At 43.8% G+C, this 15,940-nt stretch carries 16 protein-coding genes; 9 read left to right on the top strand and 7 right to left on the bottom strand.

Going from position 1 to position 15,940, the window contains the following annotated elements; genetic code table 11:
- The first annotated feature begins 157 nt into the window (after positions 1-157).
- From SFC25_RS00705 to SFC25_RS00685, 5 genes are all read left to right on the top strand, one after another.
- Positions 158-1,381 (top strand): NRAMP family divalent metal transporter, encoded by a 1,224-nt coding sequence (locus tag SFC25_RS00705; protein WP_411213409.1) that lies wholly within the window; start codon positions 158-160, stop codon positions 1,379-1,381.
- A gap of 21 nt (positions 1,382-1,402) precedes the next feature.
- Positions 1,403-2,125 (top strand): 5-oxoprolinase subunit PxpB, encoded by a 723-nt coding sequence (pxpB, locus tag SFC25_RS00700; RefSeq protein ID WP_411213408.1) that lies wholly within the window; start codon positions 1,403-1,405, stop codon positions 2,123-2,125.
- 12 nt (positions 2,126-2,137) lie between these two features.
- The gene (locus tag SFC25_RS00695) at positions 2,138-2,911 is read left to right on the top strand and encodes a LamB/YcsF family protein (RefSeq protein ID WP_411213407.1); all 774 of its coding nucleotides are present in this window, start codon (positions 2,138-2,140) and stop codon (positions 2,909-2,911) included.
- Positions 2,904-3,851 carry a 5-oxoprolinase subunit C family protein gene (locus tag SFC25_RS00690; RefSeq protein ID WP_411213406.1) on the top strand — a complete coding sequence of 316 codons (948 nt, stop codon included), beginning with the start codon at positions 2,904-2,906 and terminating at the stop codon, positions 3,849-3,851. Before SFC25_RS00695 ends, SFC25_RS00690 begins: the two co-directional genes overlap by 8 nt.
- Positions 3,852-4,009: 158 nt before the next feature.
- Positions 4,010-4,285, top strand: a complete 276-nt coding sequence (locus SFC25_RS00685) for a YqhV family protein (protein WP_411213405.1) — start codon at positions 4,010-4,012, stop codon at positions 4,283-4,285.
- A gap of 37 nt (positions 4,286-4,322) precedes the next feature.
- Here the strand turns inward: SFC25_RS00685 and SFC25_RS00680 are convergent, their stop codons facing one another.
- Positions 4,323-4,715, bottom strand: coding sequence for a hypothetical protein (locus SFC25_RS00680; RefSeq protein WP_411213404.1), 393 nt, complete (start codon positions 4,713-4,715; stop codon positions 4,323-4,325).
- A 182-nt stretch (positions 4,716-4,897) separates the two neighbouring features.
- On the opposite strand from SFC25_RS00680, the gene SFC25_RS00675 reads away from it, so the two are divergent.
- Positions 4,898-6,148 (top strand): MFS transporter, encoded by a 1,251-nt coding sequence (locus tag SFC25_RS00675; protein ID WP_411213756.1) that lies wholly within the window; start codon positions 4,898-4,900, stop codon positions 6,146-6,148.
- Between the two features lie 39 nt (positions 6,149-6,187).
- On the opposite strand, the gene SFC25_RS00670 is transcribed toward SFC25_RS00675, so the two are convergent.
- The 6 genes from SFC25_RS00670 to ahpC all read right to left on the bottom strand — a co-directional run bounded on the left by SFC25_RS00670 (position 6,188) and on the right by ahpC (position 11,826).
- Positions 6,188-6,826, bottom strand: a complete 639-nt coding sequence (locus SFC25_RS00670; RefSeq protein WP_411213403.1) for a YitT family protein — start codon at positions 6,824-6,826, stop codon at positions 6,188-6,190.
- A 112-nt stretch (positions 6,827-6,938) separates the two neighbouring features.
- Positions 6,939-7,730, bottom strand: coding sequence for an ABC transporter ATP-binding protein (locus SFC25_RS00665; protein WP_411213401.1), 792 nt, complete (start codon positions 7,728-7,730; stop codon positions 6,939-6,941).
- A 14-nt stretch (positions 7,731-7,744) separates the two neighbouring features.
- Complete coding sequence (gene ssuC / locus SFC25_RS00660) at positions 7,745-8,530, bottom strand: aliphatic sulfonate ABC transporter permease SsuC (RefSeq protein WP_411213399.1); 786 nt, start codon at positions 8,528-8,530, stop codon at positions 7,745-7,747.
- A gap of 11 nt (positions 8,531-8,541) precedes the next feature.
- Positions 8,542-9,516 carry a sulfonate ABC transporter substrate-binding protein gene (locus SFC25_RS00655; RefSeq protein WP_411213398.1) on the bottom strand — a complete coding sequence of 325 codons (975 nt, stop codon included), beginning with the start codon at positions 9,514-9,516 and terminating at the stop codon, positions 8,542-8,544.
- Between the two features lie 202 nt (positions 9,517-9,718).
- Positions 9,719-11,248 carry an alkyl hydroperoxide reductase subunit F gene (gene ahpF / locus SFC25_RS00650; protein ID WP_411213397.1) on the bottom strand — a complete coding sequence of 510 codons (1,530 nt, stop codon included), beginning with the start codon at positions 11,246-11,248 and terminating at the stop codon, positions 9,719-9,721.
- A 14-nt stretch (positions 11,249-11,262) separates the two neighbouring features.
- Positions 11,263-11,826, bottom strand: a complete 564-nt coding sequence (ahpC, locus tag SFC25_RS00645; protein WP_095221508.1) for an alkyl hydroperoxide reductase subunit C — start codon at positions 11,824-11,826, stop codon at positions 11,263-11,265.
- A gap of 892 nt (positions 11,827-12,718) precedes the next feature.
- Between ahpC and SFC25_RS00640 the strand changes: the two genes are divergently transcribed.
- The 3 genes from SFC25_RS00640 to SFC25_RS00630 all read left to right on the top strand — a co-directional run bounded on the left by SFC25_RS00640 (position 12,719) and on the right by SFC25_RS00630 (position 15,933).
- Entirely contained in the window at positions 12,719-14,350 is a 1,632-nt protein-coding gene (locus tag SFC25_RS00640) for an alkaline phosphatase (RefSeq protein ID WP_411213395.1), read from the top strand.
- Between the two features lie 179 nt (positions 14,351-14,529).
- Entirely contained in the window at positions 14,530-14,805 is a 276-nt protein-coding gene (locus SFC25_RS00635; protein WP_411213393.1) for a DUF4190 domain-containing protein, read from the top strand.
- A gap of 78 nt (positions 14,806-14,883) precedes the next feature.
- A complete protein-coding gene (locus SFC25_RS00630) occupies positions 14,884-15,933 on the top strand; it encodes a hypothetical protein (RefSeq protein ID WP_411213391.1) in 1,050 nt (349 codons plus the stop codon).
- Positions 15,934-15,940 lie beyond the last annotated feature (7 nt).

Genomic DNA, 15,940 nt, shown 5'->3' with positions numbered 1-15,940 from the left:
TACTTCCTGATTATTTGTGTGAGGTTATTTTACATCTTGTGTAAGCAATTATCTTCGAGTTATAATGATTATTGTTTATTAAATATTTGTGATAATGTATGAGAAGCAGTACATACTACAAATGATTTGTAAAAATCGTTACATAAGGGGGATTTACATGGCATCGAACAAAAAAGACTTACAGCAGCAGCAGTCTCCTTCCAAAGGGAAATGGGGCGTCCTGCTAGGGGCGGCCTTCCTGATGGGTTCATCCGCAATCGGACCAGGGTTCCTGACGCAAACAGCTGTTTTCACTGATCAATTATTAGCAAGCTTCGGCTTTGTTATTCTAATGAGCATCATTCTGGATGTTGGCGTGCAGATGAATATCTGGCGAATTATCGCTGTTTCCAGAATGCGCGGACAGGATATCGCAAATAAAGTCTTACCGGGGTTGGGATACTTCCTTGCTTTTGCAGTTGCACTGGGCGGTCTTGCATTTAATATCGGGAACGTTGGCGGTGCAGGACTGGGTTTGAATGTTATTTTTGGGTTTGATGCAAGAATTGGCGCTATTATAACTGGTATTATTGCCATTGGTATTTTTCTTTCCAAAGAAGCGGGCGCTGCAATGGATCAGATTGCTCGGATTCTTGGTGTAGTTATGATCGTACTGACATTATATGTGGCATTCCAGAGCGATCCGCCAGTCGGAGAGGCAATTACACGTACATTTGCTCCTACGGAGCTTGATGTATTTGCTATTATCACCCTTGTCGGTGGTACCGTCGGCGGTTATATCACGTTTGCTGGTGGTCACCGTTTGCTGGATGCAGGTATTTCGGGGAAAGAGAATCTTCACTATGTGACACGAAGCTCTATTACAGGCATCTTAATTGCTTCGATTATGCGGATATTCTTATTCCTGGCTGTATTGGGTGTCGTAGTGACAGGTGTCAACTTAGATCCAAATAATCCTGCGGCTACAGTTTTCCTTGAAGCTGCTGGTACAATTGGATATAAAATGTTCGGTCTTATTCTTTGGGCAGCTGGTATTACGTCGGTGATTGGTGCGGCATACACATCTGTTTCATTCTTAAAGACGTTATCCAAGTGGGTAGAGCGCCATCAGAAGCTCGTTACAATTGGATTTATCATCATCTCAACAATTATAATGGTATTGGTAGGACAGCCGGCAACATTGCTTGTCGTTGCGGGGGCAGTGAACGGTTTAATCTTGCCAATTGGTTTAGGAGTACTGTTGATTGCAGCTTATAAGAAATCAATCGTTGGGGATTATAAGCACCCGTTATGGTTGACGATCTTTGGGGCAATCGTGTTTATTGCAACAGCTTACTTGGCAATTGTGACGCTTATTGATAAAGTGCCGCAATTGTTTTAATACGAGAAGGAGGTCCTAAAAATGAAGCTTACCTATCATCCGTTAGGAGATACGGGCATTCAGCTCGTTTTCGGACAAACGATCTCAGAGGAAACAAATCGGAAAATCAGGCTGTTTGCAGAGCTGCTTAAAGCGGAGAAAATCGAAGGGATAATCGAATGGGTACCAGCTTATACAACGCTGTCCATTTTTTATCGGCCTGATAAGATCCGTTATCGAGCGCTGCTGGAACGGCTGGAGCGTCTATATGAAAATATCCAAGGAGGAGTGGCCGAGGCTGCTTCTCTTGTTTATGAAATACCTACCTACTATGGCGGGGAGACTGGTCCTGATTTGAATTTCGTTGCGGATCATAACGGTCTGTCTGTGGATGATGTCATCCGGATCCATACGAGCCGGGATTATTTGATTTATATGATGGGATTTGTTCCAGGCTTTCCATACCTGGGCGGTATGTCTGAAGAAATTGCGACACCTCGCCGTTCGGATCCTCGTCCGAAAATCGCTGCTGGTTCTGTTGGTATTGCGGGATCACAAACTGGTGTGTATCCGCTGGAAACGCCGGGAGGCTGGCAGCTCATCGGTCAGACGCCGGTGAAATTATATGATCCAGAAAGTAAACAGCCGATTTTATTGACTTCCGGGTCTTATCTGCGTTTTGTCCCCATTTCCAAAGATGAGTACGATTCGATAGCTGAAGCAGTGCGCCTTGGGGAATATAAGATTGTCAGCAAGGAAAAGTAAGGAGGGACTGGTATGAAGACGATTGATTTGAACAGTGATTTAGGTGAGAGCTTTGGCGCCTATACAATCGGTAATGATGAGGAAGTATTAAAGTACATATCATCTGCCAATATTGCGTGTGGATTCCATGCAGGTGACCATAATGTCATGCTTGAAACGGTGAAAACAGCCGCCGAGCTTGGTGTGGGAATCGGTGCTCACCCAGGTTTCCCTGACCTAGCAGGGTTCGGACGACGGGAAATGAAACTGTCTCCAAAAGAAATCCATAACCTGGTTGTGTACCAGCTTGGAGCAATTCAAGGAGCTGCCAAAGCATGCGGTACCTTTGTCCAGCATGTGAAGCCACACGGGGCACTATATAACATGGCCTCGAAAGACGCTGCTATGGCTGAAGCTATTGCAACGGCGGTTTATGCAGTCGATCCTGAATTAGTACTGTTTGGTCTTGCGGGCAGTGAGCTTGTACGAGCAGGTGAGAAAGCTGGTCTGCGTGTTGCGCAGGAGGTCTTTGCAGACAGAACCTATCAAGCAGATGGCACGCTGACACCACGTTCTCAAGCCAATGCGATGATTCATGATGTTACAGTAGCAGTTGATCGTGTCATCCGCATGATCCAGGAAGGTAAAGTGACTGCTGTAGATGGTACGGATATTGCCATTCAAGCAGATACTATTTGCGTGCATGGTGATGAGCCTGAAGCGCTCCTATTCGTTCAACAGCTCCGCAAAAGACTTCAGCTGGAACAAATCACAATTCAAAATTTCGGAGTCGGGAATCATGAGTGAAAAGCTATTTCAAGTGATGAAGCCGGGACTCCTGACAACTTTTCAAGATCTCGGTCGTACGGGTTATCAAGAATATGGGGTTGTTGTAGCTGGTGCGATGGATGGATTTTCGCTCCAAATTGCCAACCTGCTCGTCGGGAATCAACGAGACGAGGCAGGACTGGAAGTCACAATGATGGGACCGACATTAAAGGTGCTGAAGGATGCTGTTATTGCGATAACCGGCGGAAATCTGTCGCCAAGAGTGAACGGTCAGCCGGCGCCGATGTGGAAAAGTTTCGCTGTGAAAGAGGGCCAGCTAGTTGAATTCGGTCAGCCGCTGGAAGGAATTCGTTCTTATATCAGTGTGGCTGGAGGCTTTGACTTGCAAGCAGTGATGGGAAGTCAGTCAACATATCTGAAGGCAAAAATCGGCGGTCAGAACGGACGTGCTCTTGAAAAGGAAGACATATTGTACGGTGCAGGGAATGTGCAGGCCGTTACAGGCAGGGCACTTCATTACAATGCTATTCCGGCTTATGGGAAGGAGCTCACTGTCCGAGTCATTCTTGGACCGCATCAAGATGCTTTTACAGATCAAGCTCTCCAAACATTTCTATCTTCCGTATATGAAGTCACCCCGCAATCGGATCGCATGGGCTATCGATTAAAGGGACCGGAACTAGCGCATGAAGATTCTGCGGATATTATATCGGAAGCGGTACCGTTGGGCGGGATTCAAGTGCCTGCCAATGGGCAACCGATTATTTTGATGGCAGACCGGCAGACAACTGGAGGATACACGAGAATAGCTACAGTAATTTCATCGGATATATCGTTGCTGGCACAGGCTGCACCAGGCAGTCTTATAAGATTTAAGGAAATTTCAATCGATGAAGCGCAGGTACTGGCTGTTCACACTGATAATTTTCTTCGAGTGTTGGAATTACTTGTAATGTAGCGGCTCCTTGTCAGAATGAAGAAAAGGTGTATTCCTATATAACAGGAATACACCTTTTTTGTTTGTGGTTTCATTATCGTCGAGGCATTGCTGCAACTTGTCCTAAATGGGTTTCCTCATGCATATAATCAATTAATTCATGCGTTCAGGAGGCTTTCATGCACCCTTTATTCGAAAAAGCGATTATTGGTATGGTTATGCTGAGATTGTTATCAGGGGGGATAGAGATAACCGCAGCATTGCTTATGCTGAAGATAAATGATTTAGAGAAGGCGTTGGTGATCAACAGCTCCCTGGCATTCGTTGGACCTTTGGTATTGATTGTTACCACGGCTATTGGGGTTGCGGGTATGGCCGGCAGTGTTTCTTTCAACAAAGTGCTCTGGATTCTGCTTGGTGTCGGCATTATTTTTTATGGAATAAGACATGATTAATGATACGGGAAATCCATGGAAAATGATGCTTTATTTTCTATGGATTTTTTGGTGTGTCGTGACTGGAAACCGATAGAGTTATTTCTGAGAACAAATGCAGGATCAACTCGCTCCGTGCTAAATTGATCGGGATTTCCTTTAGGGCAAGGTCCTTGATCAGCTCCACTTTTTTCTCCTTCGATCCATCTTTCTCCACTAGCCGTTCATTCCCGTAAGAATTAAGAAGCCAAAAGGTATAATTCAAATTCGGATTTTCTTCCGGGTGCGTAAAGATAATGAGGTAATGTATATGAAAGGAGGAATCAAAAAATTGCATCGTGCCTCTTAAGTAGTTCTGATCGTTCCTGCAGGATGACAGGGAAACCCTGAAACCATGCTTTGTGCCGATTTGTTCGATTTCGTCCAGGATGTATTCGATAAATAGCTTCATATGTGTACCCTCCTTTGCAAATGTTAGTTTATCCTTGTGCAACAGTTAGTATTCGGGACAAGCTGCTTCCTATATGTGACAGAATAGGCCAACAGGGCTCCGGACAATCTAATCCAAAGAATATAAGGCGAGACAGTCGCGGAGGAGCAATAGTAAACGTGAGCAAAAAACAAAATACAGCAATGACAGTTGTTGCAATTGGGTCCATACCATTGATCATGACGCTTGGAAATTCCATGCTTATTCCTATCTTGCCTAAGATGCAATCGGAGCTGGGACTCTCTTCCTTCCAAGCAAGTTTAACAATTACTGTTTTCTCTATTGTCGCTGCTTTTTTTATTCCTATATTGGGTTATCTGTCGGATCGATTTTCCAGGAAGGCAGTAATCCTGCCGGCACTGGTACTTTATGGCCTTGGTGGTATTTTGGCTGGATTTGCAGCGTGGAAGTTTCAGCATGCCTTTACATGGATCTTAGTAGGCAGGTCCCTTCAGGGAATTGGGGCAGCAGGTACAGCTCCGATTGCGATGGCGTTGACCGGGGATTTGTACAAGGGGGCAAAGGAAAGCAGGGTGCTCGGACTGGTGGAGGCATCTAATGGATTCGGGAAAGTGCTATCTCCTATACTTGGTGCAGCTATCGGACTAATTATATGGTTTGGTGTTTTCTTTGCTTTCCCATTGGTTGTATTGATTTCCTTCATTTTGTCCTGGATCTTCATCCGTGAGAAGGAGCATGCGAAGAATCCGCCTAAACCGAGTAAGTACATCAAAGGTCTGCTGAGTGTGTTCAAACATGAAGGCAGATGGCTGTTTACTGCCTATTTGGCGGGTGCCACTTGTCTTTTCACCCTTTTTGGTATCCTATTTTACTTATCCGATACACTTGAAACCGCTCATCATATCGATGGCGTCATCAAAGGTCTGATTTTAGCTATCCCTTTACTGGTCATGTGTACGACCTCCTATATTACAGGAAGTAAGATCGGTAAAAACCAGAAATTGATGAAACGGCTCATTGTGCTGGGGTTTATTTTCTCCACCGCATCTTATGCAACGTTGACTTTCTTTGATAATCTAGTCCCATTCATTTCTGTACTTGTCGTAAGCAGTGTAGGAACAGGGTTTGTCCTTCCTTGTATCAATAGCTTCATTACAGGGGCTGTTGGACAGGAGAGGCGTGGATTCGTAACATCCTTATATGGTTCTGTCAGGTTCTTAGGTGTGGCCATCGGCCCTCCTTTGTTTGGAAGGCTGATGGCCTGGTCACATGCTGGAATGTTTTTATCCATCGCGGGATTCACAGCGTTGGTCGGACTTCTTTCTTTGCTGATGATCAGGGTGAAAAAAGAGGATGCGGAAGAAGGGGCAAAAGGAAGCGGCAGAAAAGATAAAAAAACTATCCAGATGCTTGAACCGATAGAAGGAAGGTAAAGAGAATGACCCTTACAGAGGAATGCCCTCCTGTAAGGGTCATTTTTTACGCCAAGCAGAAATTGTATTATACCAATTGAGATGGATAGGAAATGCAAACAGGAAGGTGACGATACGGGTGGAAAGCCATTGGCATATCACAGCTTGGATGACGATTTGCCAGTCGATGATGTAAGCGGTGATGAGAAAAATGCAACCATTGATCCAGAACAGCGGTTTTCCGGGATTTGTGTTACGGTACTTGGAAATGATCATCGCTATGACGCCGATGCCGCCATTTGAAACACCTTGCCGGAGCAGCAAACCGATTCCGGTCCCGAGGATTATCGACCCTGCCAGCAAATCAATCCATACATTAGTAAAAGGTGTGTTCAAATACACTCCGCATATATTGACGGAAACGGACGTGACTGTAATACCGAAAAGCGTTCCGATCGCGCTTTCGCTTCCGAGATAACGAACAGCAAATAAAAGCATAGAGGCATTCAGCAGGAATAAAGCAATACTCATCGGAATATGGAAAAGATAATGGAACAGGACAGTCAACCCCCCGGCTCCGCCAGAGGGAATAGCATTTGGAAAGAGGAAAACTGCCATCGCGAAGCCTTGAATGACGGCACCGGCAAATATGAGTATGTACTTCCTGACAAAAATGCGGGTGGTTTTTCTTGTTATCAAGGTGATCAATCCCTTGTCCGAATATGGCTTGTACACCTATACTATGCGGAGTAAATGGGTGGAATGACTAAGTTGGGAATATAGCAGACCGAAGCGGCCTGCCATAATCATATCAAGATGGTTTCGGTATGCTTTTGAAAGCAAGATTTTTTTCTTTATTTGAAAGTGCAAGCTCTTCCGGTTCCTCCAAGATTTTATTCAGGATTGTTTTCACAAGGGATGAAAAACCAATATCATTTCTTTGTCTTGGCCTGGCGAGCTTTACAGGTACGTCCAGTGCTATTTGTCCTCCTTGCAGGATGATGACCCGGTCTGCAAGTGCTACTGCTTCTTCGACATCATGTGTGACCAATAGCGTAGTAAATTGATTAACAGCTTGAATCTTCTCGATCAGTGTTTGCATCTCCAATCTGGTAAGAGCATCCAATGCACCCAGTGGTTCGTCCAGCAGCAATAAACTTGGTTTGTGGATGAGTGCGCGTGCTAATGCGACACGCTGCTTCTGGCCGCCGGAAAGTTTTGCTGGATATTCATCCTTCCGATTCTCTAAGCCGACGTGCTTCAAAACATTGATAGCTTCCTGACGGTTATTGCCTTTCAGGCCTAACTGGACGTTATCGAGTACACGCTTCCAAGGGAGAAGACGCCCATCCTGAAACATGATACAAGCTTCGCTGTTCAAACCTTCGAGCGGCTTTCCCTCAATCACGATCTTACCATCAGTAGGTTTCTCCAAGCCGGATAATAGGCGGAGAAGAGTACTCTTACCACAGCCGCTTTTTCCAACAATGGCGATAAACTCTCCTTTGTGGATAGTTAAATTCAAGGAATTCAAAACGTTATTTCCGTTATAAGTCTTGTTCAGATGATGAAGATTCAGATATACTTTTTCCGCGAAATTCATATCTCTCCTCCTAATCAGGAAGGCTTTTGGTAGCTTGGGTGCCACTTCAGCAATCGATTTTCAAAAAAGCGGGCGATGACATCAGATAGCTTTCCAAGTAGTGCATATAATAAGATACTAAGAACAATAACATCCATTTGCATGAACTCACGTGCATTCATCGCCATATATCCGATTCCCGACGTTGAGGATATGGTCTCGGATACAATGAGTGTAATCCACATGATACCCAAGGAATAGCGTATTCCCACAATTATCGATGATAATGCACCGGGAAAGATGACATGGACGAAAAGCGAAAAACCTTTGAGACCATACATCCTGCCCATTTCGATCAACCCTTTATCCACCGATTTGATGCCATGGTAGGTGTTGAGATAAATGGGGAAGAGAACTCCGAGAGCCACAAGGAATATTTTTGCCTCTTCATCAATACCGAACCACAAAATAACGAGTGGAATCAATGCCAAGTGGGGTATATTCCTCAACATTTGGATAGACGTATCGAATAGCAGTTCAGTAGATCGGAAAAGCCCATTAGCCAAGCCAAGGAGAAACCCGATGCTACCGCCGATCAGAAATCCGATTAAAGCCCTCCCAAGACTTATGCCTATATGATCCATCAGCATACCTGAATGGAAAAGGTCGATCGCGGCGAAATATACATCAGTTGGTGCAGGGAGGATGTTTGTTGAGACAAAACCAAATTTCACGGCGTACTGCCAGCCTGCTAGAAGCAGGACAGGAAGTGCCCAAGGCAGCAGCTTATTCAGGAAGAAGGAATGGAGTCTTTTCAACATGCTTCATCCTCTCATTCTGCATGGTAAACAGCTTCCTCGACAGACACTTTTTTCGGTATCAACTTAAGCTCAAAGAATGTATCCGCAATGGATTGCTGTTCTTTAATTATTGCCTCATCAATTTCTTCAACGCCGTATTCCCGCCGTTCAACTGCGATTCTCATCGAGCTTTCCTCAATACCCAAAACCCCTGAGAGCATTTTCGTCAGCTCCTCTGGATGAGTGTTCGCCCATTCGCATGCTTTTTGAATTTCTTCGATCATGATATTTACTGTCTCTTCATGCTGTTCCAGGAGCTCAGGTGAGGACAGGAAGTAATCGCGATCGGATGTCAGACCTTCTCCGTTGACGAGGAGGCGGGCATCTGCTGTGTTTTCGGTATCAGCGGTAAAAGGATCCCATACAACCCAGGCATCGATATCGCCTTGTTCAAATGCAATACGAGCATCTCCCGGGGATAGGTAAGCTGGTTCGATATCACTGTAAGCAAGACCAGCCTTCTGCAAGGCCTTTACTAATAAATAGTGGGAGCTGCTTCCTTTTGCAAAACCGATTTTCTTTCCTTTCAGGTCTTCTATCGACTGGATAGCAGAATCCTCCTTCACCAAGATACCCGAACCTTGAAATTTGGATTTGCCTGCTGCGACATACTTCAAATCTGAACCTGAAGCTTGTGCAAAGATAGGTGGTGAATCTCCGGATCGCCCAAAGTCGATACTTCCTGTATTCAATGCCTCCTGCAAGGCAGGTCCTGCTTGGAATTCGTACCATTCTACCTTCAACCCAAGATCTTTTAATCTTTTTTCAAGTGTCCCCAGCTCTTTCACTATCAGTAAGGGTCCATTCTTCTGATATCCGATCCGGATTGTATTTTCCTGTGCTGCGTTCTCCGAGTCTTGTGCTGGAGAACAGGCTGTCAAGAATATAACAAGAACGCACAGTATCCCCATAAAAGCTGCTGGCGTACTCCGCTTTCTGCGTTTCAAGACGTGGTCACTCCCCCTCAAATAATCCAATTTTTCTTAATAAGCTATGCATGGAATTTGGTTGTGCAACCATAAGCGGTAAAGATGTGGGGATATTCGATGAAAGATGGATTGTTTTGACTGGGTTGCAAGTGGAACCTCTACTGTGAGAAAGCAAAAGAAGCTTATTGCCAAATAATTCGGCAATAAGCTTCTGGAAAAATCAATTGCGGATCAGATAATCAAAAGCACCCAGTGAAGCAGTCGCGCCAGATCCCATAGAAACAATGATTTGTTTGTATGCTGTATCTGCACAGTCTCCTGCTGCAAACAGGCCAGGTACATTCGTTTGTCCATGTTTGTCAACGATGATCTCACCCATTGGAGTGCGCTCAACGATGTCAGCTAGGAATTCTGTGTTCGGTACAAGACCGATTTGGACGAAGACACCTTGCAGGGCAATGTGTTTTTCTTCATTTGTGTCGCGTTCTACATAAGTGATACCGTTGACGTTATCGTCACCAGTGATTTCCGTAGTTTGTGCGTTTGTGATGATAGTTACGTTCGGCAGGCTGTAAGCGCGCTTTTGCAATACTTCGTCTGCTTTTAATGTATCGGCGAATTCAAGGACTGTAACGTGGTTCACGATACCAGCCAAATCAATGGCTGCTTCGATACCGGAGTTACCGCCGCCGATGACAGCCACGTCTTTTCCTTCGAATAGCGGGCCGTCACAGTGTGCACAGTAGGCAACACCTTTGTTCTTGAATTCCTGCTCGCCAGGAACATTGACATTACGCCAGCGTGCACCTGTAGAAATGATGACGCTTTTACTTTTCAGTGTCGCGCCATTTTCCAGCTCCAGTTCAAATAAATCGTTTTTCGCGATTTTAACAGCCTTCTGCAGGTTCATCACATCGATGTTGTATTCTTTCACGTGCTCTTCCAGGCTGGCGACAAGCTTCGGACCTTCTGTTTCCTTGACAGTTATGAAGTTCTCGATGCTCATTGTATCCAATACCTGGCCGCCAAAGCGCTCTGCAACGATTCCAGTACGGATTCCTTTGCGGGCAGCATAGATAGCTGCGCTGGAGCCAGCTGGACCGCCGCCGACAACAAGAACGTCATATGGATCTTTGTTATCGAACTCGGATGCATCTGCACCAGAACCCATTTTCGCTAGCATTTCTTCAAGCGTCATCCGGCCGCTTCCGAAGTTTTCGCCGTTCAAATAAACAGTCGGAACGGCCATGATGTTCTTGCTTTCTACTTCTTCCTTGAAGGCTGCACCATCAATCATTGTGCTTGTGATGTTCGGATTCAGTACGCTCATCACGTTCAACGCCTGTACGACATCCGGGCAGTTATGACAAGTCAAGCTGATATAAGACTCAAAGTGGAATTCACCTTTGATGTTCTTGATTTGGTTGATCAGTTTCTCATCAACCTTCGGCGCACGACCGCTCACCTGCAAGAGAGCAAGAACAAGTGAAGTAAACTCATGTCCAAGCGGAATACCGGCAAACGTGATACCAGTATCTTCGCCAACACGGTTTACAGTGAAGCTAGGGGTACGTGTAAGTTCTGCTGTTTCTACTGTAATCTTAGACGACATGGCTGCAAGCTCTTCAACTAGGGCAAGCATTTCCTTGGAAACGTCGTCTGCACCAGCACTCACTTTAAGAACGATAGGGTTCTCCATAAGCGCCATGTATTGGTTCAATTGAGCTTTTATGTTTGCATCAAGTACCATTTTCAACGCACTCCTTAGATTTTGCCTACAAGATCCAAGCTAGGTGTTAGTGTTTCAGATCCTTCTTCCCATTTCGCCGGGCAAACTTCGCCTGGATTTTGACGCACGTATTGTGCTGCTTTGATTTTATTCACAAGTGTGCTTGCATCACGGCCGATACCGTCTGCATTGATTTCAACAGTTTGGATGACGCCATCTGGATCGATGATGAATGTGCCGCGGTCAGCAAGACCAGACTCTTCATTCAATACATCGAATTGACGGGAGATTGCTTGGGATGGATCACCGATCATTGCGTATGTGATTTTACCGATTTTTTCAGAGCTGTCATGCCAGCCTTTATGTACGAAGTGTGTATCAGTAGATACTGAGAATACTTCCACACCAAGATCTTTTAGTGTGCTGTATTGATCTTGAAGATCTTCAAGCTCAGTCGGGCATACGAAGCTGAAATCTGCAGGGTAGAAGCAAACAACACTCCATTGACCTTTAAGACTTGCTTCTGTTACTTCGATGAAATCTCCGTTTTTGTAAGCTTGTGCTGTGAATGGTTGTACTTCTTTGCCGATAAGTGACATAAAAAAATAGCCTCCCAAAATAAATTAATAACTAAAAACTTAGAATTACTTAGACATAATCATTCTAAATTTATATTTATTAGTAAGGGTAGAATACTAGAGAAGTTGTGTCAAGGGATTATGTGAAATCAGTCACAAGGGAAATGCCGAAATCACGCTGTTTGTTCACCATTTTACGTGATGGTTAAATTTATGTGACATTAGCTTTGGAAGATAAAAGGTATAACGTCGCTTCTTTTTCAAAGCATAGTAGTTATTATCAATTACAGCCATTCTTTGAGAAGAATGAAATACATAGTAAGAAAGCTAGCGTACTTTTCGATACTTGCGTGAATGGCCGACCATGATTGCAGCTAACAGTAATATGGCAGCTAATTCAAATTATATATCGTAAAGAGTTCAAAAAAGGGGTTGCTTAATTTGATATTTATTAAAAATAGATTTTTCAAATCTAATGACTCCATTTCAGACATCATAACGATAGTAATATCGCAGTTGTTGAGAGCGGGGAGCATTTAACGTGTCTAACTTTGTTAATTTAAGAATGGGTAATTATATCTGGATGGAATTATGTTATTGTGTTGATGGGTAATTTATACTATGTAGAGATAATAGTGATAAAAGTATGGTCTACCGCAATTTGTTGTCTGAGAATATTTTATTTACAGCGTAAATGCTAAGTCTATATCACTATTAGCAAAGTATGTATAGGCTTACATACACCCTTTTACTGCCAAAATTCCCATTATATTAATTAACGATAGCTTTATATATCATTAACATCCCGTTAACAATCAGCCTATACAATTACTCTCGTACACGACCTGATTCTATTAACTTTATTGGTGTGTTAGTAAGGGTTTTTATAACTGATAATATGGAGGAATGAGAGATGAAGCTAAGCAAAAAATTACTTGGTGTGACGTTAGCGGGGACGCTGGCGGCCGGTTCAATCGGTTTGACGAACTTGGAGCGGGAAGAAGTAGAAGCGAAAAAAGATCCGAAGGTAAAGAACGTCATCGTACTCGTTAAGGATGGTGTGAGCTCTACAACAACAACGTTATCTAGATGGTACAAAGGCGATGATTTGGCAATGGATCAGATGGCCTCTGGTGGTGTGCGTACATATTCTGCTGAGTCTGCTGTGACGGATTCTGCCCCTGCCGGTACTGCGATGGCTACGGGTAATAAAACAAATGACAAGTTTGTCGGTGTCCTTCCAGAGAAGATTGCTTCTCCAGGAGTGGATGAAGATCTTGCGAACGATCCGTACCGCCCTGTGACAAACGTGCTGGAAGGGGCAAAATTAAGCGGTAAAGCGACTGGTCTTATTTCAACATCCGAAATTCAGCACGCAACACCGGCTGCCTTTTCGTCTCATGCAGAGCATCGCCAGCAATATGATAATATCGCTGAGCAGCAAGTCTATCAAAATATCGACGTTGTCCTTGGCGGCGGAAAGGAATCCTTGGAAAATGGCAACCGTGATGATGGCGAGGATTTGCTAGGGGTAATAGATGATAAAGGATACGATTTTGTTGAAACGCGGGATGACTTGCTAGATTCTAAATCAAAAAAACTCTGGGGCTCCTTCGCTCCAGCTGCTCTGGCTTACGATATGGATCGGGAAGCAACGCAGCCAGAAGAACCGACATTAGCCGAAATGACGAAGAAAAGTATCCAAACTTTGTCTAAAGATAAAGATGGTTTCTTCCTCATGGTAGAAGGCAGCAAGCCGGACTGGGCAGCACATGCAAATGACCCTGTCGGTATGATCAGCGATACGCTGTCATTTGATGACGCGGTGAAAGAAGCACTGGATTTCGCCAAGAAAGATAAAAATACGATGGTCATCGCTGTTTCTGACCATGGTAACAGCGGAATCTCCATCGGAAATGAAAATACAGATGGCACGTATTCTTCTACACCTGTATCCGCTTATATAGATCCGTTGAAGGAAGCAACAATGACGCTTGAAGGAGCTATGTCTCAGTTGAATGAGGATGGATCCAACCGTTTGGAAGTAGCGGAGCTTTATGGTATTACGAACCCAACTGCAGAAGAAGCTGCTGCTATTGAAGAGTCTGATGACTTGGGAGGCACATTGGTAGACCTTCTTGCAAAGCGTGCTAACCTTGGTTTCACGACTGGTGGTCATACAGGTGAGGACCTGTTCCTTTACTCCTATGGACCTGGCAAACCGTCCGGTATGATTGAGAATACGGATATTGCACATTCAGTAGCTGACGCCATGGGCTTCAAGCTGGATAAACTGAGCGGTGATATGTTCATCGAAGCAGAAGAAGCATTCGGTAAGTGGGGCGAAGTGAGTGTTGATTCTTCTGATGAGGCGAACCCGGTATTGGTAATAGAAAAAGGGCGTAAAAAAGCAGAATTCCCTGTGAACAAGAACATCGCTATTGTAAATGATCGTGAATATGAACTGGATAGTGTAACAGTCCAGAGCGGCGGTAAGTTCTATGTTTCGAAGGATGCAGTGAAGCTTGTGAAAAAAGCAAAGTAAATAGATTACACCCCCGGCACCTGGAGTGCGGGGGGTGTTTTATTTAAAATGGAAAATAAATAAAAAAATTCTTATACTGATAAAATATAGGAAATAGTATGGTCTAAAAGAATTATATCTGATATGATTAAGGAGCAATTTTACCTATACATATAAAAAAAGAGGAAGGAGGAGTTCAGATGGAACAACAACATACTGTAGTTGTCACAAAACCAGAAGGCAACGGCCTAGCGGTTACAGCCCTTGTGTTAGGGATTGTTGGATTGGTTCTTTATTGGGTACCGTTCTTACCATATCCATTAGCAATTTTAGCAATTATTTTTGGTGCAATTGGTGCGAAGAAACCAATTAAAAAAGGACTTGGTATTACTGGTATTGTCACTGGTACAATAACAATTATACTTAAAGTTATTTTTTGGGTAGTACTAATCGGCGCTAGTGCTAGTGCTGCATAATTCTAATGATAAAACTGCCATTCTTTAACGAGAATGGCAGTTTTATTTTAGGTCTACATAAGGATAGGGGTTTTTTAGATGAAATTCATTTTACCAACTCTTCTATTAGCTGTTTTATTGATAGCAGGTTGCAATAGCGAGACTAGCAATACAAAGGCTGAGCAAAATAATATTGATCAACAGGAAGAAGAAAAAGCAACGCCGCCTACATATAAGCTCTATTTCCAAAGTGAACAACACTACGAAGATTTCAAACAGGCTGTTAAAGATGAGAACTTGGAGTTTGAGCTGCTGCAGCAGGAACCTCAGTTGGATTACGCTTATTACGGGAAGCTGACATATTATCCTGATGAAAAATTTGCAGTGAAAAATATGACGAAATACAAAGAAGGTCTGGACGATACGGGGAATGCAATGGCTGTTGATGGATTTAATGATTTTTACTTTGATGATTCTGCTAAGGATGAGAATTTCTGCGAAGTCACGAAAGAAGAATTGGAATTTGCTGATAACCTTGTAAACATCCAATCGGGTCAGCCGGTCAATGGAGCTCGTAACCCAGCCGATATTGATACTGACTTTGCACCGACTGAAGAGAACTTTAAAAACAATGAACATATAAACAGCTTATACGGCAGCGTGATAGCTGAATATCATGGTGTGCATGAAGGCTACATGAGCGCGTACATGGATTTAGATAATCGTGAAGTACCAAGTGCTGGTGTTGATGATGCATTGGATATTGCACTTATTAGTAGCATTTATGAAAAGCGTGAGAATATTGAAGGACAAGTGGTTCTCAACAGTATGGATGATGAAGCTTACGACAAGCTCAATGTATTGGAAGCAATCGCAGGTCTGCAAGATCGTAAACAGGCCTTGGAGGATGCGGAGAATGATGCCGTTTATGAGCGGGATTCATTTGAAAAAGTTTATGACTACTATAAAGCTTTTGCGGAATATAAAGGAGAGACATTCGACGAAGAACCATTGGGTGCAGCTTTCCTGAAAGAATACAAAGACGGTTACGACACTTACTTAGACAAAGTGAAAGAAGAGCAAAAGCGTTTGGATGTGCTGATTGAACAAGTAAAGGACAGCGAGTTTGCTTTCCTATTGAAGCAATAAAAGATTG

It is taken from the genome of Terribacillus saccharophilus, from assembly GCF_046592595.1.
Lineage (GTDB): Bacteria > Bacillota > Bacilli > Bacillales > Amphibacillaceae > Terribacillus > Terribacillus saccharophilus_C.
The sequence above is the reverse complement of the archived record's forward strand: the minus strand, read 5'-3'. Positions and strand labels throughout refer to the sequence as shown.